Consider the following 22072-nt stretch of genomic DNA (forward strand, 5'->3'; position numbering starts at 1 on the left):
CCCTTTTTATTTTCCTATAGAAAACCCTTCGAACATTCTTCCTCCATACTGTTCTAGCGTTTTTTCTACAAAAGTAATTAATTTCATTTTCTCTCCCGTTGTATAAAAATGATCGAAAGCCGCTACAAATTGATCTGCATATCGTTCATCATATTTTCTAAGTACCCTTATAAACCATTTTGAACTTCCAAGCCATTTCCCATTTACTCTTAATACATATTCATGTAATAGATCAGCTAATAAATTCGCGATAAACAATTCTTCTTCTCTTTTTGATGCGCCAATAAAATCATCCAAAGTATCTGTAATAAAATATCGCTTCTGCTTCATCATTACTTCGGTCCATTTAGCTGGTCCTTTATTTAGTAACTCATTTGCTTCTCTTTTTAATTTCTCAACAATTTCGATTTCACCTTTTAATACAATTCCCTCTGAAACTAATTGCGGCAACGAAGGTCTTCCGCGGTCACAATCCATTTTAAAAAAGGTTTTATATGTTTCAAAATTATGTACAAACACTTCAACGGGCCATCCATTACTATAGAAAGATTCTCTATAACAAGATGACAAACTACAATCTATTATTACAATATCCAGGTCAGATGTTTTTGTCGCCTCTCCTCGTGCAACGCTTCCTCCGAGTAAAGCTACATCACAATTCGTAAATTGTGATGTAATGATGCTTTTTGCCGCTTCCATTGGTTTCATACCCGTTCCCCTTTTCTTATTTCACTTTCTTTTTTTCAGCTCTTTCTCTCGCTTTTTTTATATATGGCTCTGCATCAGGTGTTTTGCATGACGTTGCCCCGTGATCAACCTGTACTTTTCCAATTTCACGTGCAATTTCAATCGCTTCTCTCTCTAAGTCTTCATTACGAATTCCTATCGCAATTAAAGCACTATTCATCGCTTCTTTTTTTCTATTTTTTTCATTATGTATATTTACTTTAATCTCTTCTAGATAAGGAAAGAAGAAATCATCATGTAACGTTTTATTTTTAATCGCTATATTTGCTAATAAGGACCAGCCTGCTCTTCCAATCCATTCATCATCACACTTTGTCCATTCTTCCATTCTTTCTATCGCGATTGGCGACGTGCAAATAGCCGTCATCAAAACGTCCATTAAACAATAATAATCAATTTCCTGTACCCATTTATTTAACTGTTCTGTCGTAACTTTCTTCGGATCTAAAATCATCGTCGCTAAAGTCATTGCATCCATATTTTTTGTTTCCCATAATAAAGTTGCTAAATCATGATCTTTTTTAATCTTCTTTTTTAATACTTTCAAATTGGCAAAACTGACCCCGAATAGTGGCTCTTTCGCTCCGTGATTTTTATACGTTTTACGATTTTGTTCTGTTCCATATTCCTCTAGTTGCTGCATTACTTCTTCAAGTAACATATGCCCACCTCTTTTTCTTTTATGTTGACTTCATATATGTATGTACGATATATTCTACATTACTTTTTGGTTTTCCTATATTTATTTTTAAAATACGGTATGTGAAATTTTATAATTACTGCAAATAACTACAACAAACATGAAAGTCTGTACATTTTACATTTCATCAATTCCCCATAGTGTAAAAAATAGAAAATAAAGAACTTTATTGGTTTAATTTTCTTTTTTATCACATTTATTTTCAGCTAAAATATTTGCTACTTTTTAATAATTCCCTTAACTAAACCTTCTTATATAAAAATCCCTACAGATGCTGTAGGGATTTTTGCCTAAATCATTTTGTTACAAATTGCATTAAACTACAACTACTCATTTTCTTTTTTCTTCTTTTGTTCTTCTGAAGGCTCTTCCGTTGGATCTGGTTCTTGTTCATCCTTTTTGTTTAACTCATTATTTTTTTCCATTGAAGGATCTTGTTTTTCGTTCTTTTCCTCCTGCCTTTGCTCAGAAGGTTCTTCCGTTGGATCTGGCTCTTTTTCATCTTTTGGAGCTGGATTACAGCCAATTAATAATCCTACTGTAAATATACTTGTCATACATATTGAAAGCATTTTTTTATAATTCAATTAAAGCACCTCCTAAAATTAATATCCGTTGTAGTGTTCCAATTAATGATTAAAACTATCCGTTTCTTTTTCCATTTCTTTAAAATTGTTATTCTTTTTAAATCTTGCATAATTTCGAACAAACTTTTTTGTGCTTGTAAAAAAGTTTTTTTGCAATTACCTACTTATAATTGCTAATATAGTAGAGTAGAACTTTTATAGAGAGAAGGAAAATTATGCACAATGGAATTCGAATGACAACTTTAGTGAAAAGGGCTATGTTGATTTGCGCGGGGGTATTATTTACATACGAAGCGGCTTTAGGATCAGCACATACTGCTCTAGCAAGTACAGAGGATGAAGCAAAATCTGTTCAACTTGTAAGTGAAATTCAATCGTCTCTTGCACCGAAAGAAGCTCCAAAACAATACAATGGGCAAGTTAGAAAAGTAGCTTACTTAACATTTGATGACGGTCCTGGAAAATACACAGCTGAGCTTTTAGATATGTTAAAGAAAGAAAATGCAAAAGCAACATTCTTCCTAATTGGTTCAAACGTAAAAGCATTCCCTGATCTTGTAAAACGTGAAGATGCTGAAGGCCACTACGTTGGGATGCACAGTATGACTCATAACTACAAGAAACTTTACACAGAAGGTCATTACGTAGATGAAATGAAAGAAGATCAAGGCTTAATTGCTGGTGTTCTAGGTAAATCGCCAGTATTAACTCGTCCATCTTACGGTTCAATGCCAGGATTAAACGAAGCTCTTCGCAACAAAGTTGTTGAGAATGGATTAAAAGTTTGGGATTGGACAATCGATTCATTAGACTGGAAGTACAACAAAATGCAGGTTGATGCTGCATCTGCTAAAATTGTAGAAAATGTTCTAGCTCATGCTACAAATCCAACAGAAGTTATCCTTATGCACGACATTCATCCACAATCCGTAAAAGCAGTACCTGGTATTATTAAAGGGCTGAAAGAAAAAGGATATGAATTAGAAGCTTATAGTGAGAACGAACACTTCCCATTAAACTTCTGGCACGATAACCGTATGTAATAAAAAAGACTTGATTTCCTCTAGTAGGTTATTGAGTCTTTTTTTTATCGTATTGTGCAGTACTTCTCGTAATTTCCATCACCCCTCCTTCCTTTGTATCAATAGAAACAAAAGTGCTAACTGGGACAATAGAAGAGAAAATCGTATTAAAAAGATGAATCGGAAATTAAGAAAGAGAAACGAAAAGCAAAATAAATCGCGAGAACGATTTATTCCAATTTAAAATACATATACATATTAAAATATATCCGGAAATTTAGGATTGAATATACAAATTCAATCCTATTTTTATATTATCAACACTTTAGCACATATTACTCTTAAGGAGTGATGTGTATATGGATTTTCTTTCAGCTGAATATTTATCAGCCTTACTTGCCATCATTGTAATTGATTTAGTATTAGCCGGTGATAATGCCATTGTAATTGGATTAGCAGCAAGGCGATTACCGAAAGATCAACAAAAGAAAGTTATAATATGGGGAACTATCGGGGCAATCGCGATTAGAGCCCTCGCTACCTTAGTTGTCGTTTGGTTATTAAAAATACCAGGGCTACTTTTAATTGGTGGTGTACTCCTTATATGGATCGCTTACAAATTAATTGCTGAAGGCAAAGATCATGATATTAAGGCAGAAGAAGGATTTTGGTCTGCTATTAAAACCATTATTATAGCTGATGCATTAATGGGGATTGATAATGTTCTCGCTGTTGCAGGAGCTGCGCATGGCAATTTTTCTTTAGTCATCATCGGATTATTAGTATCTATTCCAGTAGTAGTATGGGGCAGTACATTAATTTTAAAATGGGTGGACCGGTTCCCTATCATTATTACGATTGGAGCAGCTGTTTTAGCTTATACTGCTGCGAAAATGATTGTAGATGAGAAATGGTACGCTGGATTTTTCGAAAATAACCCTTTCATTAAATGGGCATTTATCATTATTATCATTGCTGGTGTAGTATTCTTTGGAAAGATGAAACAAAAAACCAAGGATAACTCTTTATAATGACTACGTTATTTGTACAAACAAAAGCGCTACTCATATGAGTAGCGCTTTTTACTATTTATTTCGTTTCTCCGTCTGCAGTCGTCTTTACCTTCGTTTTATTTTTATCACGATTGTTATAGTTGTACTTCGAACGATCGACCGGTGTAAATCCTTCCGGTGTATAGAATCGTAATAAGTCACCATTTACGACTTGGTCAGAGTATTTTAATGATTTTTGAACCATTTGTTCATTTTGTTTTATTTCGTCTGTTAATTCTACAGAGTTACCAGTAGCTGTATCATAGTATTTTCCATTCAATGCAGTAACTGTTGGACTTACGAAGTTTCCGTTACGGAATGGAACAACTTGTTTATGCTCTGGTGATAGTAAATCAGATCCGAACTGGACATAATTTTTCGTATCTGTACCTAGTAAGTGTAATAGCGTCGGAAGAACATCAATTTCTCCGCCATATTGATGTTGTACGCCGCCCTTCATTCCTGGAACACGAATGATTAATGGTACTCGTTGCAGCTGTGCATTTTCGAATGAGTTCATTTCTTTACCCATTATTTGAGACATTGCTGCGCCATGATTATCTGAAATACCGTAATGGTCACCGTACATAACGATAATTGAGTTATCGTATAAACCAGATTGTTTCAAGTAATCCATAAATCCTTTTACAGACTCATCTAAATAACGTGCTGTTTGGAAATACGTATCTACTGATGAGTCACCTGTTTTAGCTGGTTCAATCGTCGCTTCCGCTTTATCAATCGGATAAGGGAAATGGTTCGATAACGTAATAAACTTCGTATAGAACGGTTGTTTCAATGTTTGTAATAACGGAATTGATTCATTAAAGAACGGTTTATCTTTTAATCCATAGTTTACTACATCTTTTTCATTCATATCGTAGTAAGACGCATCAAAAAATTTATTGAAACCAAATGATTTATAAATATCATCACGGTTCCAGAACGTTTTGTAGTTACCATGGAATACAGCTGATGTGTATCCTTGTTGCCCTAAAATAGCTGGTGCTGATTGATACGTGTTATGAGCTTTATTCGTAAAAACAGATCCTTGTGGTAATCCATACATTGAGTTTTCTAGCATGAACTCAGCATCAGATGTTTTACCTTGTCCTGTTTGATGGAAGAAATTATCAAAGTATAACGTATTCGCATCTTTTGTAATTGAGTTTAAGAACGGTGTAACTTCTTGCCCATTTAATTTATAATCAATTAAAAAGCTTTGGAATGATTCTAAATGAATATAAATTACGTTCATTCCTTTTCCTTTACCAAAGTACTCTGGATTTGGACTTGCATATGTTGATGCAAGATAATTTCTAACTTCTGTCATATTATCTCCATCGGCTAATGCTCGTTCTGTTGATGCTTTCGCACTTTGAATACCATCATAAATCGTATAGTTGTATGCCCCTAAATATTTCACAATATAATTACGATCAAATGTTCTTGTTAATAATTCAGGACGATCAGATTCTGCAAGACCTAGGTTAATGCTGAATAATAAAATACCTGCTACAAATACTAGTGATAATTTATATTTCGCAACACGGATAGGTTTTGGACTTGCAAATTTTGTTGCGACTAAAACAATTAAAATGATTGTATCTAAGAAATATAGAGGATCATATGCGTGTAGCAATGCAAAAATACTACCACCTAAATCTCCAAAGTTATTCGTTTGTGTTAATGTCGGGAACGTAATAAAGTCGCTGAAAAAGCGATAATATACTACGTTTGCGTATAAAAGTATAGACATTAACAAATTAATAACAATTAACCAAATGTAAGCACGTTTCCCCTTTGCGAACAATGCAAGCCCTAAAAATAAAACTGCCGAGCTTAACGGGTTGAAAAACAGTAAAAACTTTTGGATTGTGTTAGATATCCCTAAGTTAAATTCAGTCACATAAGCTGCATATGTTTTTAACCAGAATAAAACAACGGCAAATACGAAAAATCCAAAGTGATTGCTTAACACACTTTTGCTCTTTAATAAGAACTGTTTCATCTCTCCACCTCTTTTAATCATCCAAGGCTTATTTTGATATAAGTCTGTCTATCTATTCAATTTTTCATCTTCAAATAGATTTTATCTGTTTAACTATATGAAGAATATTAGTAATTATAATTTGAAGCTTTTATTTATTCAACTATTTCTTTTTAAATATTTTGACCTTGGTTTCTATTTAACAAAATATTTTTGTAACATTTTCGGTTTTCTCCCAATATTCATCCACTAATTATGACACCACATACTATAAACCTTTATTCACTGCTTCGCAAATAAATATGTCTCCAGTTCTGGAACATTAATGTAATATAATGAATTTCACAATAGATATCATTAGTTTTTTTCGGTGACTCTTACATCCTTTTATGTAATTCAAGTTTATTCATGCTGCAGACATTCCTCTATATGCAACATCAAAATATCTTTCAACCCCTAAAGTTATTTTTGTATAATTATTCATAGCTCATAAAATCAATGATCATAAAAAACCTCACTCTCATTACGAGAGCGAGGTTTTTCATCATTTATTATTGACCTTTGTACATTGCATCTACTTGTTTTTGAAGTTCTTCATTTTCTAAGAACTCATCGTAAGTAGCCTCTTTATCAATTACACCGTTTGGCGTTACTTCGATAATGCGGTTTGCAATTGTTTGTACGAACTGATGGTCATGAGATGTGAATAACATTGTACCTTTGAATGCGATTAAACCGTTGTTTAATGCAGTGATAGACTCAAGGTCTAAGTGGTTCGTTGGATCGTCAAGTGTGATTACGTTTGCACCACTTAACATCATTTTAGATAACATACAACGAACTTTTTCTCCTCCAGATAGTACAGAAACGTTCTTCTTAACTTCTTCACCTGAGAATAACATACGGCCTAAGAAACCACGTAAGAAGCTTTCTGACTCATCTTGTGGAGAGAATTGACGTAACCAATCAACTAAATTACAGTCACTGTTCTCAAAGTACTTAGAGTTATCTCTTGGGAAGTAAGATTGAGATGTTGTAACGCCCCATTTGAATGAACCGCTATCTGGCTCCATTTCACCCATAAGAATTTTAAATAATGTTGTCATTGCAATATCGTTACGACCGATAAATGCAACTTTATCACCTTTATTTAAAGTGAAGTACACATTATCTAACACTTTTTCGCCATCAATTGTTTTAGAAAGACCTTCAACAGTTAATAAGTCATTTCCTACTTCACGCTCAGGTGTGAAGCCAACGAATGGGTAACGACGTGATGATGGTCTAATATCATCTAATGTAATTTTATCTAATAATTTTTTACGAGAAGTTGCTTGTTTCGCTTTAGATGCGTTTGAGCTAAAGCGTGCAATGAAGTTTTGTAACTCTTTTACTTTCTCTTCTTTTTTCTTATTAGCATCTTGTGTTAATTTTAAAGCTAATTGGCTTGACTCATACCAGAAGTCATAGTTACCAACATAAAGTTGAATTTTACCGAAATCAAGATCAGCCATGTGCGTACAAACTTTATTTAAGAAGTGACGGTCATGGGATACAACGATTACTGTATTTTCAAAGTTCATTAAGAAGTTTTCTAACCATTGGATCGCTTTTAAGTCCAAGTGGTTGGTAGGCTCATCTAGTAACAGTATGTCTGGTTTACCGAATAAAGCTTGAGCAAGTAATACTTTTACTTTCTCTGCCCCAGTTAATTCTGACAATTTCTTATCATGAAGGTCTTCACCAATACCTAAACCTTTAAGAAGGATTGCAGCTTCTGATTCTGCTTCCCAACCGTTAAGCTCAGCGAATTCACCTTCAAGTTCAGCAGCACGCATACCATCTTCATCACTAAAGTCTTCTTTCATGTAAATGGCATTTTTCTCTTGCATTACTTTGTAAAGTTGCGTGTGACCCATAATTACTGTTTCTAATACTGCGAACTCTTCATATTCGAAGTGATTCTGTTTTAATACTGCTAGACGCTCACCTGGCGTAATATGTATGTCACCTGTTGATGGTTCAATTTCTCCAGATAAAATCTTTAGAAATGTCGATTTACCAGCACCGTTTGCTCCGATTAAACCGTAGCAGTTACCTGGCGTGAATTTTATGTTAACATCTTCAAACAATTTGCGATCCGCGAAACGCAAACTAACGTTACTTACTGTAATCATTTGTGTCCTCCTACTAATACCGCTTATTTCAGCGTTTTCTCACCGATTGTCTTAAAAAATCGCATATTACGACTCAATTATTGTAGACTATAGCTATTATATAGTAGAAAAGGGATGAATAGCAACGGTTGATTACTATTCATCCCTTTTCTACCTTGAATAAAATGTATATTTTTAACGAAACAATATTATATAGAAGTAAATTTCATAATGTAAAGAGAAAATATTTATTATTGGAGCATTATGTTTACCTCTTACTTCCTTAACCACATGTAGTAATAACAATGCAAAAACACCTACTGAATCAAAATAAGAGAAAAAAGAAACGAAAGTAACTGTCGATTCGATTATCTCTGAATATAAAAATACTGGTCTTCAAGCAGAAAATCCTACCGATCTTCCTCAAAAAGAATTCGGCAACCTTCGAAAAGAAGGAAAAGGCGGTCGTTTATTCGACATTACAAAGAAAGAAGACCTAGAAAAAGTTAAGAAATATTACAATGAATTAGGAAATTCTGCTCCTATGTTATTCTCTCATACACACGCAAAAGGCAATTTTATTTTACAAATGAATGGCGATATGAAAGATGAAGAATTCGCAAAATATAAAGATGTGATGGACAAGTTTGTTAAATAAGAAAAATTCCCAATTGAAATAACGGGTTCAGATTAGAGAGAGAAACATGCTAATAACTATTAGAAATAACACAATAATTTGTATGTATTTTGCACCCCGTTTCGTATCATAATTAGCAAACTAAAACGCTCAGAAAATATTCTGAGCGTTTTTATGTCCTTCTTCAACTAAAGCACCAGTTAGTGTAAAAAGCTATTTCACCATTTGTATTGTTAACTTATCTTTTAACATTGACCTATATGAGTCAATTTCATATTTTGTATTATTGATTTTTTCTTTTTTCATTTTTAACATATCGAATATTTCTAACTCTAAATTCCTTCTAGCTTCAAGAACTTTTATCGCTCCTTCTATCCCCGAATGGTTATGTTCTTTCCCATAGCCTTGGTTCGTGTAATAGTCGACAATTCCTGTGGACCATTCTGGATTTCTTTCTTTTAATGCCTTCCTAAATGAAAATTCAAGATCATCTTGTTCTACATAGAATAACATTGGATTTAAATTCTCTATGTTTTTTGCAACTTTCATTACATAATTTATTATTTTTTCTTTTTGTTCACCGTATTTAATCATCCCAATAGTTAATGGATTTTGTATGAAACAACATTCAAAGATATAAACCTTATCATCTTCTAGAGCAATTTCAGCAAAGTCTTTCCATTTGTCAGCAATTAATTCAACATTTTTATCGAATGGTAATTCATATATATCGTTTCTTGAAATATCGTTAAATAATTCGTCTGGAAACTGGTCACCAAACTCATTTTTTATCTTTCTGTATGGTAATAAATAATTGCTTCCTTTTTTTAAAACTCTTTTAAGAAGCACTTCTTTAAAATCTCCACTGTTAAATAATAATCTGTCGAATTCAAATTTATTAAAACAAGATACACCATCATAGTCGGCTGGGTGGTTCAAATTTCCCTCTAAAAATAGTTCAACTTCAATTTTATTTTGGCTTAGAATATCATTTATTAGCTGTGCAGTGGTCGATTTTCCGAATCCAGGTAAACCTTCTACTATTATTAGTTTTGTATCCATAGTTATAAATCCCTTCCTTCAAAGTATTTAACCAAGATTTAAAAAATTACTTACTCCACTGCAATCACTCCTTCAAAATATGATATTCACCAGTTACTTTGAAAAATCCTTCTTAAAGTAACCTGACCGTTAATTTAAGAACATTTGTTCACAATCTCTATAATTATTTTAACATAAATTTCTATTTATCTTTAAAAAAAGATAGTACACCATTATTTGCGTGAACTATATAAAAAAAAGGATGCTAAATCATATGTGATTTACATCCCTAATCTGAGTGTTATTTTATATTTTATCTCTTATAACTGAACCAGTTACTTTTAAACGGGGATTCTTTTATTTCCTTTCACTTAATTTATTTGTATAATCCTTCACTTTACTCGTTAACCCTATTAAAGTAGGTAGCAATATTGGCATTACAATGATAGCTAATAGTAACAGTGCAACACCAACAACAGATGCTACTTGTATAAGCGTCAATACACCTGAAGGGATTAATGCAGCAAATGTACCACCTAAAATAAGCGCGGCCGATAATACAACTCCTCCTATGTGACGAGAGGCATTTACAATTTTCGTTGCTGGGTCTCCCTCTAACTCATTGTATCGCATCATTACGAAAATGCTATAATCCACACCTAAAGCGACAATCATAATAAAACTAAAGAATGGTACATTCCAGCTTAATGACTCTACGTTTAGTAAGTGTGTACTAATTTGTTCACTTATACCAAGTGATGCAAAATAAGCTAATATTAAGGATCCAATAATAAAGATTGTATTTAAAAATGACCGTGTAATAACGAGTAATACAATCGCAATTCCAATTAACATAATCGTAGCTGTACGTAAGAAGTCTTGACCTGTAACTTCTTTTAAATCAACGTTTCTAGCTGTCGTACCTCCGATTGCTTTTTTCGCTGAATTTAATTCTGTTCCATTTAAAGTACCGTCTATCGTTTTATTAATTTCTTGAATAATTGGCATCGCTTCTTTTGAATACGGATTTACGTCTAAAATGATTGTCATTTTAGCGGTCTTTCTATCATGTGACATGTACGTATTCAACGCTTTTTGGAAATCCTCTCCCTCTAAAACTTCTTTTGGAATATAAAATTTCTCAGAGCTTTTTGATTCATTCAGTTCTCCTAAATATTTCTGGGCGTCCCCTAGGCCGTTACTTACCTTTTCGAGCCCTTCTGTACTTTTAGATAATCCTGATTGTAATTGCCCCATCTGTTCTTGCAAGTCTTTCAGCCCGGTTAATAACTGGCCTTGCACATCGTTTATTTTCGTTAATCCGGTTTGTAACTCAGATGACTTGTTTACAATTTGTTTTGAACCTGAAGCACCTTCATCTAATCCATTTTTAAGATCAGCTGCTCCTTTTTGTAATTTAGTAACTCCATTGTTCATTTCTTTTAAGCCGTTATCCACTTTCAATAACGATTGATTTGCTTCTTTAAATGAGCCCATCGCCGCTTTATGCTGTGTTGCTAATTGATTTAATTCATTTGAAAGCACACTTAATTGCTTTTGAGCCTCTTTAGCAATTCCTATCGTTTGTAGTATGTTCGGATCATTTGCCAATTCTGGTTTTGTTTGGATGAAATTGGTCATTAACATTTCAATTTGTTCATACCCTTTTTTCGCTCCATCAATCGCTTGAGAAATACTTCCAAAGTATTGATCGTAAGAACTTAAACCTTTTTCTAACTGCGAATAACCAGCATGAAGTTGTGACGTTGCATTAGATAAAACATTTATATTTTCATTTACTGAAGTTAATCCACTCTCAATTTGCTGCGCGCCTTGTGCTCCGTCATTTATGCCATTTGATAGTTGATGTAAAGCTGTTCCTAATGCTGTTACTCCATTTTTCGCTTCGTTTGTTCCATCTATTAGCTTTTGAACGTTTGCGAGACTATTTGAGTCTTTACTACCCATTTTATCTTTCGCAGTAGTTAATCCATCATTAATTTCCTTAATACCACCATTGGCATCTCCTAAACCTGTATTTAGTTCTCCAGCTTGTTTGTTTATATATAGTTCTTTTATCCTTTCACCAGTTGGTCGTGTCGGTGAATATACTTCTGAAACACCTTTCACTTTCAAAATCTTATCAGTTAGTTCATCTAAAGTTTGCAGCGAACTCGACTCATCTAATTTGTTATCCGATTGAATAACTAACGTACTTGGCGAAGAAAAACCAGGTGGGAAATGATCTTCTATTACGTTAATCCCCATCTTTGATTCATATTTATTATCTACTTCAAATAAATCATTGTAATTTAGTGTGTTAGAGTATTTCATTACGAAAGGAATCGATATCACAAATACAATGATTAAAGCGACAAATGGTCTTGCTACTGAGTTTTTCGCAAGAAACCCCCATAAGCGACTATCCTCATGACCTTTAAATGTTTTAACTGGATAAAACATTCCTTTTCCTAAAAGCACCATAAAAAATGGATTTAACGTAGTTAATACGAGTAATAATACTGCGACACCAATTGCTACCGCTGAAGTAGATTGATATAATTTAAAGCTCGCTAAAGCAAGGGATGCAAAACCAATTAATACTGCTATTCCGCTATATAAAACGGTTTTCCCTGCTGATTTAAACGTTTCTTTTGTAGCTATAAATGCATTTTCTTGTTTACTTAATTCTTCCTTAAATCTAGTATATAATAAAATGTTATAGTCTGTTCCAACCCCAAACAGGACAACAACTACAAACACTTGTGTAAAGTTGGAAAACGGAAAATTAAATTGATCTACAAGGTGGGCAATAATCCCCATTGAAACTAAATAGGATACACCAACTGTAAGAAGAGAAACGATTGGAACAATTGGTGAACGAAATACAATGATTAATACAACTAAAATGAAAATGATAGAAATAACTTCTGTCTTTTTCACTCCCTCTTGAGAGGATGTAAGGAAATCACCTGCTATTAAATCACTTCCTGTTAAGTACGTTTTAACATCCTTCGTTTGCACTTTTTTATGAAGATCATTTGCAACTTTTGATATTTCACCATTTTTTTTATCTACTGAAATTTGCGTTAAAATGGTCGTATTGTCTTTAGATATCAACTGTTTTTCCAAATCTTTATTATCTAAATGTGAAACAACCTCCTTAATTCCTAATTGCTCTTTTTCATTTTGTAAAGCATGGATTGTTTTTATTATCTCCTCTTTTTGCTCAGTAGTTAAAGCTTCTTTACTTCCACTATTAAAAACAGCTATAATTTCATACTTTTCTGTCCCGTCTTTATCCATCTCTCTTATCATTTTGTCAGCAATACTACTTTGTTCAGTATTAGGGATCGTAATGTGCCCTTTTTCTTTCACTAATTTATCCATATTAGGCATCGTTACGATCATTGTAATAGTAATAACTATCCATAATAGAAAAGATAAACTTCTCCAATTTTTTAGCTTACTCATTTTAATCATCTCCTGTTTTAAAAGTTTCCCGTTAGTTTCGGAATGAATATTCATTCCTACTATTTCAACGTTTTTTTTCGGAATGAACGTTCATTCCTATCATTCTATTACATTATTTTGTAAACTCTATTAAACTAGTCTTCCCGGAATGAATGTTCATTCCTTTAGTTACACAAATATCCTTTCCTACTCTCATTTTTTAAATCTATTTAGGAATGAATATTCATTCCTGTCCTTATAAAGCTATAGAATCAAATGATTCTAATAGCGTTCCAAGAGCTTTCTTCCAATTCTTTTACTAACTCTTTCGAGTATTCTAATTGCCCTGTTGCAATTACTTTCGTTAATTTTTCTAGCGGTTGATATACGATAATAATTAAAGCAACTGGAGGCAATGGACGAAGAAAACCTTTTGCGATTCCATCTTCAATAATATTCATAAAGAATCCTATAAAATCATCAAATATTTTCTTACTCTGTTCATCAAGAAAATAACTATCACAGTGAGAATTTGTAAATAAAAAAGCATCTACATTGTTTCTCGCAAATTCAAATAAACGGTTGTACGTATGACTAAACTGTTCACGAATATTTGCTTCAACAGGAAAATCCGTTTTTATCATTTCAGAAAGCTCTAACATACTTTTTGAAAATAATGAGTTAACAAGTGCCTCTTTATTTTCAAAATAGCGATAAATAGTACCCGCACCGACTTTTGCCTTTTCAGCGATCATTGGAATTGTCGTACCATCGTAACCACGCTCTGCGAAAAGTTGCATCGCAGCATCAAAAATATCCTCTTGTTTGTTTTTAGCCATTTTTTCCACCTCTATTTCCAGGAATGAAAATTCATTCCGTTTTTAATTATAAATTACATGGATTAAAAGTCAAGTGCGTGACTACGTATAATTGCGTTTTTAATCCCTTGTTTGTGAAAAGAATTATATCAGCGATTTTCAAAACATATCGACTTATCGGCAAAAATCGTCAACTAAAGAGAAAGCTGTCCCAAAATTTGATTTTGGGCAGCCCGATTTCCTATTGAAAACTTAAAAGAAATCATAAATAAATGCTTCTCTTACCGGAACTATTTTCTCAAACGCTTGTATTTCCGCTTCGCTTCCGCTAATGATTTCTAATTCATTCAGCTGTAACGGACGTTTATAGCCAAACATTATTGTAGATAGTGCATTTATATCTAGCTTTATTCCTTTATCTATTGTTTCCTCTTTCATAATTGTTATTTCATGATTCGCAAGTCTCACTGATACGTTATTCCACTGTGCAAACGAATCTGTAATATGTAAAATCACTTCTTGCTGTACATCGTTCCAGTTTAATTCATATTGTTTTAAAAACTGCTCCACATCTACAATTCTTCCCATAAAATACGGCTTTATTTCTGCCTTCACTCGCGGCTCTTGTAGTGTATATAATAACGGTTCGTTTTCACTTACTGTCATTTCAAGTTCTTTAATCATAGAATCATGTTGACAAATAATGTTCCACAGACCATTTCGCGCTTCATTATGCAGTGGAACAAATTCTTCTACTGTCATTTTGTTGTTTTCAATTTTATATAACATGTAGCCAGCTGCCGTTTTATTTTCATCGTAATATACCGCTAATGTTAAGTCATCATAAACAGCCTGTAACCACCATTTTTTATCGCGAACTAGCATACCGGAAAAACGTGCTGCAAATGTTTCATAAAGCTTCTCGACCTCTTCTGGATGATTTTCTTTATTGAAACGTTTTACCGTACCATTCACGTGTTTTTTCATTACTAAATCACTCTTTGTCATATGACATATAAGGAGATCTGCACAAAGTTCCCAGCCGTATTTACGGTAAAATGCAACAGCAAATGGATGTAGCATTGATACTGTATATCCGTCTTTTTTCATCGTTTGAAGTGAGTGTTGAAGTAATTCTTTTACATACCCGCTTCTTCTATACTCTGGATACGTCGCTACCCCTGCAACGCCTCCCATTTTAAATTTTTCTTTGCCTATGTATATATGAAACGGAATGAGATGAAGTTTTGCTGCTAAATCTTCCCCTTCCATAATACCGTATATTTCATGACTTTCTTTCATCTTTATAAGTTGTTGCTGTAATCGTTCCTCATCAACTTTGTATTGAAAAGCGTATTCTGATAAGCGTAATGCTTCTTTAAATTTATCTTCTTTTAATCGTATAACGTTCATCTATTTCTCCTCCATTCCTTATTTGAATTGTACCACAATTCTAAATATTACAGTTCGGTGAATGAAATTATACTGGCTTAATGACAAACATCCAATATAAAAAAGCAGATACATCTCGTATCTGCTTCTCATCACTTTATTTAGCTAACTTTTGAAGTTCTTCGAAGAAGGTAGGGTATGATACGCCTACTGCTTCTGCATCTTCAATTGTTGTTTTTCCTTCCGCGATACATCCAGCGATTGCAAGCATCATTCCAATGCGGTGATCACCGTAACTATTTACTGTATTGCCTTTTAGAGCTGATTTCCCGTAAATAATCATTCCATCGTCAGTTGCTTCTATGCGAGCTCCTAGCTTGGTTAATTCTGCTACGACTGTATCAATACGGTTCGTTTCTTTCACTTTTAATTCATGCGCATCTTTAATTACTGTAATTCCTTCTGCTTGCGTTGCCGCTAATGCAATAACAGGAATTTCATCAATTAATCTTGGGATAATATCTCCGCCAATTTCAATTCCTTTTAATGAAGATGTTTCAATCGTAATGTTTGCAGCTGGTTCTGATGATCCTTCGTTAATTGGTTCTACAGTGAACGTAGCACCCATTTTCTCTAAAACATCAATAATACCTGTACGAGTTGGATTCATCCCTACATTTTGTAATACTAGTTTACTATTTGGAATGATTGCACCGGCTACTAGGAAAAATGCAGCTGATGATACGTCACCTGGCACTTGAACATCTGTTGCTGTTAGCTTTTGTCCACCTGCAAGTTTCACTGTTTTTCCTTCGCGCGTTACTGTAACGCCAAATGCTTCAAGCATTCTTTCCGTATGATCACGGGAAATATGTGGTTCTGTAACAGCTGTTACACCTTCTGCGCGAAGTCCTGCAAGTAAAATAGCTGACTTTACTTGTGCGCTTGCTACAGGCGAAGTGTATTCAATTGCTTTTAAATCTCCGCCACGTATTGTTAGCGGTGTAAACGTTCCTTCTTCCCGCCCATCAATGTTTGCACCCATTTGTTTTAATGGATTTGTAACACGTTTCATCGGTCTTTTTGCGATAGATGCATCACCTTGTACGCAAGAGAAAAATGGTGTATTTGCCAAAATCCCTGACATTAAACGTATAGTTGTACCAGAATTACCAACATCTAATACAGCTTTGGGTTCTTGTAAACCTTCTAATCCTTTGCCAACTACAGTGACTTCATCACCGTTTTGCACGATGTCTACTCCCATTTCTTTAAAACAAGAAATCGTACTTAAACAATCTGCACCGGGCAAGAAACCTTTAATTGTTGTTTTTCCTTCTGCAATCGCGCCGAACATGACAGCGCGGTGTGAAATGGATTTATCTCCTGGAATTGTAATGTTACCATTTAATCCGTTATTAACAGGTTGTATCGTTCTTTCCTTCACGTTTTCACCTTCTCATTTAAATTGTTTCATAAGTTTGGTATTTTTCTTCTCCAAGCGCTAGCTTTGCTTTCATACGATCTTCTTCTCTTTGGAAGCTAATACGTAATACCCCAAGCAATCCTTCACGCGCTTCTAATATTTGCAAGTTCGTAATACTAATTTCTTCGCGCGCCAAAATACTAGTAATGTGAGCCAATGCCCCTACTTTATCTAAAACATCGACGTATAAGTCGTGATAGGCAGGAATTGCCCCTCTCTTTCGTACTGGTAAAGAGTCACGGTATGCTTTCGCGTCTGCAAAATAGTTTTGAATCTCGCCTGCATCTCCGGTCGAAACTGTATCATATAAATCTTCCATTTCAGAGATCCACTCTTTTAATAATACCATTAAATGCTCACGATTTTGTTTAACAATATCACTCCACATTTTTGGGCTACTAGATGCGATACGTGTAATGTCTTTAAATCCTCCGGCAGCTAGTTGATGAATGAGCGGATTATCTCCTGCATGTTTCTCCACTTGCTTTACTAACCCAGCTGCGATAAGATGCGGAAAATGACTAACGATCCCTGTTACATAATCATGTTCTTCCGTATTTAAAACGAGAAAATGAGATCCCGTTCCATTTAACCAACGCTTAAGTTCTTCTACATGTTCATTTGGCACATGATTCATCGGCGTTAAAATGTAAAATGCATTTTCAAATAAATGCGCTTTTGCACTTTCAACTCCCGTTTTATGAGAACCTGCCATCGGATGTCCACCAATGAAAGAAACTTCCTTTGAAAATAAAGCTTCCGCTTCATCCATAATCGTCCCTTTCGTACTACCAACATCGGTTACAATAACATCTTCTCGTAAACGAAATGACGCTAATTTGTGTAATAACTTCTTCGTTTCTTCAACTGGAGAAGCAAAAACAATTAAATGCGCTTCTTCACATGCACGCTGTAAATCTAATGCTACTTCATCTACTACGTGTAATTCTTTTGCACGCTCTACTTGTTCTTGAAATATATCATAACCTGTTATCGTTACATCGTGCTCTTTCTTAATCGCTAATGCGAGAGAGCCTCCGATTAAACCAGTTCCAATTAAAACTACCTTTTTACGCATTTGTCTCATCTCGAGACTTTCTTTTTTTATTTTCAAAGTGTTGTTTTAACACTGAAATCACTCCTTCATTTTGCTCCCTTGTTCCGACTGTAATACGGACACCATTCGGGAACGGACGAATAATAAATCCTGCATGTGCACAAGCTTCATAAATCTCTCCTGCATTCTCAACTGGCAAGAAGATGAAATTTGTTTGTGATGGATAAAATGGAATTTCATTTTCCTTACAAAAGCTTTCATATTGTTGTAATCCCTCTGTATTTACACGAACTATTTCCTCAATAAACTCATCGTCACCAAAAGCAATCGTCGCTGCTTTTTGCGCTAATGAAGATACGTTAAATGGCAAACGTACGACATTTAATTTCTCAATTAGCTCTTCCTGTCCAATCGCATATCCAACGCGGAAAGAAGCTAATCCGTACGCTTTAGAAAACGTTCTAAGTACAAGAATGTTTTTATGTTTTTCTAAAAGCGGTAATGTCTCTGGGAAATCTTTTGCTGTTACGTATTCATAGTACGCTTCATCAATGACAATTAACGTATTTTCACTAATACCTTCAATAAATTGAGTCAATTTCTGCTCATTCACATATGCGCCTGTCGGGTTGTTTGGATTACAAATCCATACGATTTTCGTATTATTATTTACCGCTAATGAAATTTCGTCTAAATCGTATACACCGTTATTTAAGGGTATTTCTTTCACTTCACAACCTTCAATAATTGCATGATGACGGTACTGCGGGAATGTTGCACCAGCCGTCACGATGTTATCTCCTGCCTTTAGTACTGCACGGCTTATCATTTGAATAACTTCATCTAATCCACTACCGCAAAGTACTTGTTCCATTTGTACATGTAACTTATTTGCAATTGTTTGACGGAGCGTTGTAGCACCTCCGTCAGGATATAAAGCATGTTCCAACCACGATGTTTGCAACTCATCTAAAACACGTGTGGAACAACCGAATGGATTTTCATTCGATGCTAATTTCACAAATGAATGATCTCCGTATACTTCTTTCATTTGATCAGGTGATTTACCTGGTGTATATGGTTGTAATGATGAGAGTTGATCTTTTACTTGCATGTTAAAACCACCTTTTTATTAAAATTCTTTTGCGTATTTATTATGTTGCGTAATGTTTTGCTGAATTAACTCCATACGATCTTTTCCGAATTGTTCGACTAGTGCATGTGCAAGTTCCCATGCTACGACAGACTCAGCTACTACTCCTGCTGCTGGTACTGCACAGCTATCAGATCTTTCAATACTTGCTTGGAATGCTTCTTTCGTATCAATATCAACACTCGCTAACGGTTTGTATAATGTAGGTATTGGTTTCATAACACCTCTTACGACAATTGGCATGCCTGTTGTCATACCGCCTTCTAAACCACCGGCATTATTCGTTTTTCTCGTGTATCCTTGTTCTTCATCCCATAAAATTTCATCGTGCACTTTACTTCCCGGCTGTCTTGCTGCATCAAAACCAACGCCAATTTCAGCACCTTTAAATGCATTAATGCTCATAATTGCACCAGCAAGTTTTGCATCTAATTTACGATCGTAATGAACGTAACTACCAACGCCAATTGGCATACCTTCTGCAATGACTTCAACAATACCGCCGATTGAATCTCCGCTACTTTTAGCGTTATCTATCGCATCCATCATTTCTTGTTCTACTTCTTTATCTAAACATCGAACTGGTGAGTTTTCAGTAATTGTTTGAATTTCTTCCATTGATAAGTTTGAAATATGTGTTGCTTTAACTCCACCAATTTCAAGTACATGTCCTGCAATTTCTACGCCTAATTCTTTTAAGATTTGCTTCGCTACTGCACCAGCAGCTACACGAACTGTCGTTTCTCTTGCAGATGAGCGCTCTAGTACGTTTCTTATATCACGATGTCCGTATTTAATTGCTCCGTTTAAATCCGCATGTCCTGGACGTGGTTTTGTAATTGTACGCTTCATTTCTTTACTTTCTTTTTCTGAAATTGGCTCTGCACCCATTACTTTCGTCCAATGTTTGAAATCATCATTTTTTACGATTAATGTTATCGGTGAGCCAAGTGTCATCCCATGACGAACACCACTTACAATTTCAACTGTATCAGTTTCAATTTGCATACGTCTTCCGCGTCCGTGCCCTTTTTGTCTTCTTAATAATTCTTTATTAATATGTTCCGCTGTTAATGTTAAACCTGCTGGTACACCTTCTAAAATAACTGTTAACTGCGGTCCATGTGATTCTCCAGCTGTAATGTATCTCATTTCTCTTACCCCTTTACTATTTTTTTGTACAAAAAAGTCCCTACTGAGCGCTCAGTAGGGACGATGTTTATCGCGGTACCACCCTAGTTGTAGACTTCTTTCGTCTACCTCTCTTCTTCTTTAACGATCAATTGACCGTCTTTCCCTACAATATTTGGCGGAAAAGATGCTCCAAGGCTGTAATTCATGCTTACCTTTGTACTGATTCACACCGACCATCAGCTCTCTTTAACAGTGAGGTAAGCACTACTGTTTCCTCTTCAGCGCATATATGATATGGAATTAAGATAATTTATTTTTGAATCCTTTTAACTCTTCCATGAATCTATGGAATTCTGGAATATCCATTTGTTGTGCAGAATCTGATAATGCAACTGCTGGATCTGGATGTACTTCAGCCATTACTGCATCTGCGCCAATTGCAAGTGCTGCTTTCGCTGTTGGTAATAATAAATCTCTACGTCCAGTTGAATGCGTTACGTCAACGATAACTGGTAAATGTGTTTCTTTCTTTAAAATCGGTACTGCTGAAATATCTAATGTGTTACGTGTTGCTCTTTCGTATGTGCGGATACCGCGCTCACATAGAATAATTTGGTCGTTACCTTGTGCAATGATGTATTCAGCTGCGTTAATGAACTCATCAATCGTTGCTGCCAATCCACGTTTTAATAATACTGGCTTGTTAACTTTACCTACAGCTCGTAATAAATCAAAGTTTTGCATGTTACGTGCACCAACTTGAATGACATCAACGTAGTCTAGCGCCATTTCAACATCATTCGGATTTAAAATTTCACTAATAATCGCTAAGTCGAACTCATCTGCTACTTGGCGTAAAATTTGTAATCCTTCTACTCCTAAACCTTGGAAATCGTATGGAGATGTTCTCGGTTTGAAAGCACCACCGCGCATTAATTTTAAGCCTTGGTCTTTCATCGCTTGCCCTACTTGGCGAACTTGTTCTAAGCTTTCTACCGCACAAGGTCCCATGATGAATGTTTGTGTTCCGTTACCAATCAATTCACCTTTTACATCAACGATTGTGTTTTCTTGTTTCTTTTTACGTGATACTAATAACGCTTTACGGTTATCATCTTCTTGCAACTCTAAGCTAGCTTTGAAGATTGTTTTGAAAATATGTTGAACTGTTGACGTTTCGAATGGTCCTTCGTTATGCTCTGCGATCATATCAAGTACTTCACGCTCACGTACTGGATCAAAACGTTTCGTACCTTGTACTTGCTTTTGCTCCCCAATTTTTTGAACGATTTCACCGCGTTTATTTAATAAGTGTAATAGTTGTAAGTTAATTTCATCTACCTGTTTACGTAATTGATCTAATTCATGATTTGCCATTTGGAAATCCTCCTCTAATGTTTTAAAAGTATAGTAAGAGAATGAAAGATTCTCTATTTTCTGAACTGATAAATTATACAAATTTTAAGTGGAATCGATACCTCTTCTTATTTTAAACGAATACTTATGATAAGGACACTATCTACTAGATAAAAACCCACTTTTTTGTACAAAAAATCCCTACTGATCCAATCAGTAGGGACGATATTTATCGCGGTACCACCCTAGTTGTAGACTTCTTTCGTCTACCTCTCTTCATTGTTAACGATC

At 34.7% G+C, this 22072-nt stretch carries 16 protein-coding genes, 1 pseudogene and 2 other annotated features (1 of these 19 running past the window's edge); of the genes and pseudogenes, 3 read left to right on the top strand and 14 right to left on the bottom strand.

Going from position 1 to position 22072, the window contains the following annotated elements; genetic code table 11:
* Positions 1-6: 6 nt before the first annotated feature.
* The 3 genes from ACUXEY_RS22165 to ACUXEY_RS22175 all read right to left on the bottom strand — a co-directional run bounded on the left by ACUXEY_RS22165 (position 7) and on the right by ACUXEY_RS22175 (position 2034).
* Complete coding sequence (locus ACUXEY_RS22165; RefSeq protein ID WP_461301613.1) at positions 7-708, bottom strand: nucleotidyltransferase domain-containing protein; 702 nt, start codon at positions 706-708, stop codon at positions 7-9.
* Positions 709-724: 16 nt separating this feature from the next.
* A complete protein-coding gene (locus ACUXEY_RS22170) occupies positions 725-1408 on the bottom strand; it encodes a DNA alkylation repair protein (RefSeq protein WP_461301614.1) in 684 nt (227 codons plus the stop codon).
* A 365-nt stretch (positions 1409-1773) separates the two neighbouring features.
* Positions 1774-2034 (bottom strand): hypothetical protein, encoded by a 261-nt coding sequence (locus tag ACUXEY_RS22175; protein ID WP_166689057.1) that lies wholly within the window; start codon positions 2032-2034, stop codon positions 1774-1776.
* Between the two features lie 215 nt (positions 2035-2249).
* On the opposite strand from ACUXEY_RS22175, the gene ACUXEY_RS22180 reads away from it, so the two are divergent.
* Complete coding sequence (locus ACUXEY_RS22180; protein ID WP_270185044.1) at positions 2250-3077, top strand: peptidoglycan-N-acetylglucosamine deacetylase; 828 nt, start codon at positions 2250-2252, stop codon at positions 3075-3077.
* A gap of 338 nt (positions 3078-3415) precedes the next feature.
* Entirely contained in the window at positions 3416-4087 is a 672-nt protein-coding gene (locus ACUXEY_RS22185; RefSeq protein ID WP_461301615.1) for a TerC family protein, read from the top strand.
* A 58-nt stretch (positions 4088-4145) separates the two neighbouring features.
* Here ACUXEY_RS22185 and ACUXEY_RS22190 read toward each other — a convergent pair whose 3' ends face one another.
* Together ACUXEY_RS22190 and ACUXEY_RS22195 are read right to left on the bottom strand one after the other, a co-directional pair.
* The gene (locus ACUXEY_RS22190; protein WP_461301616.1) at positions 4146-6119 is read right to left on the bottom strand and encodes an LTA synthase family protein; all 1974 of its coding nucleotides are present in this window, start codon (positions 6117-6119) and stop codon (positions 4146-4148) included.
* Positions 6120-6649: 530 nt separating this feature from the next.
* Positions 6650-8275 (bottom strand): ABC-F family ATP-binding cassette domain-containing protein, encoded by a 1626-nt coding sequence (locus ACUXEY_RS22195; RefSeq protein WP_429603366.1) that lies wholly within the window; start codon positions 8273-8275, stop codon positions 6650-6652.
* Positions 8276-8498: 223 nt separating this feature from the next.
* Here ACUXEY_RS22195 and ACUXEY_RS22200 point away from each other — a divergent pair.
* Positions 8499-8912 (top strand): annotated as a pseudogene (locus tag ACUXEY_RS22200) (stress protein).
* Between the two features lie 192 nt (positions 8913-9104).
* Here ACUXEY_RS22200 and ACUXEY_RS22205 read toward each other — a convergent pair.
* From ACUXEY_RS22205 to ACUXEY_RS22245, 9 genes are all read right to left on the bottom strand, one after another.
* Positions 9105-9953, bottom strand: a complete 849-nt coding sequence (locus tag ACUXEY_RS22205) for a hypothetical protein (RefSeq protein ID WP_461301617.1) — start codon at positions 9951-9953, stop codon at positions 9105-9107.
* A gap of 336 nt (positions 9954-10289) precedes the next feature.
* Complete coding sequence (locus tag ACUXEY_RS22210) at positions 10290-13406, bottom strand: MMPL family transporter (protein WP_461301618.1); 3117 nt, start codon at positions 13404-13406, stop codon at positions 10290-10292.
* 251 nt (positions 13407-13657) lie between these two features.
* A complete protein-coding gene (locus tag ACUXEY_RS22215; RefSeq protein WP_061666510.1) occupies positions 13658-14224 on the bottom strand; it encodes a TetR/AcrR family transcriptional regulator in 567 nt (188 codons plus the stop codon).
* A 231-nt stretch (positions 14225-14455) separates the two neighbouring features.
* Positions 14456-15616 carry a GNAT family N-acetyltransferase gene (locus tag ACUXEY_RS22220; protein WP_461301619.1) on the bottom strand — a complete coding sequence of 387 codons (1161 nt, stop codon included), beginning with the start codon at positions 15614-15616 and terminating at the stop codon, positions 14456-14458.
* A gap of 136 nt (positions 15617-15752) precedes the next feature.
* The gene (gene aroA, locus ACUXEY_RS22225; protein ID WP_429603371.1) at positions 15753-17042 is read right to left on the bottom strand and encodes a 3-phosphoshikimate 1-carboxyvinyltransferase; all 1290 of its coding nucleotides are present in this window, start codon (positions 17040-17042) and stop codon (positions 15753-15755) included.
* Positions 17043-17058: 16 nt separating this feature from the next.
* The gene (tyrA, locus tag ACUXEY_RS22230) at positions 17059-18159 is read right to left on the bottom strand and encodes a prephenate dehydrogenase (protein ID WP_429603373.1); all 1101 of its coding nucleotides are present in this window, start codon (positions 18157-18159) and stop codon (positions 17059-17061) included.
* Entirely contained in the window at positions 18152-19252 is a 1101-nt protein-coding gene (hisC, locus tag ACUXEY_RS22235; protein ID WP_461301620.1) for a histidinol-phosphate transaminase, read from the bottom strand. The genes tyrA and hisC overlap by 8 nt, the downstream gene beginning before the upstream one ends.
* Positions 19253-19270: 18 nt before the next feature.
* Positions 19271-20443 (bottom strand): chorismate synthase, encoded by a 1173-nt coding sequence (gene aroC, locus ACUXEY_RS22240; protein WP_429603375.1) that lies wholly within the window; start codon positions 20441-20443, stop codon positions 19271-19273.
* 53 nt (positions 20444-20496) lie between these two features.
* Positions 20497-20716: a binding site (T-box leader), on the bottom strand.
* 9 nt (positions 20717-20725) lie between these two features.
* Entirely contained in the window at positions 20726-21802 is a 1077-nt protein-coding gene (locus ACUXEY_RS22245) for a bifunctional 3-deoxy-7-phosphoheptulonate synthase/chorismate mutase (protein ID WP_429603376.1), read from the bottom strand.
* A gap of 194 nt (positions 21803-21996) precedes the next feature.
* Positions 21997-22072, bottom strand: a binding site (T-box leader) (it continues 160 nt past the right edge of the window).

It is taken from the genome of Bacillus sp. F9_6S_D1_P_5, assembly GCF_054823925.1.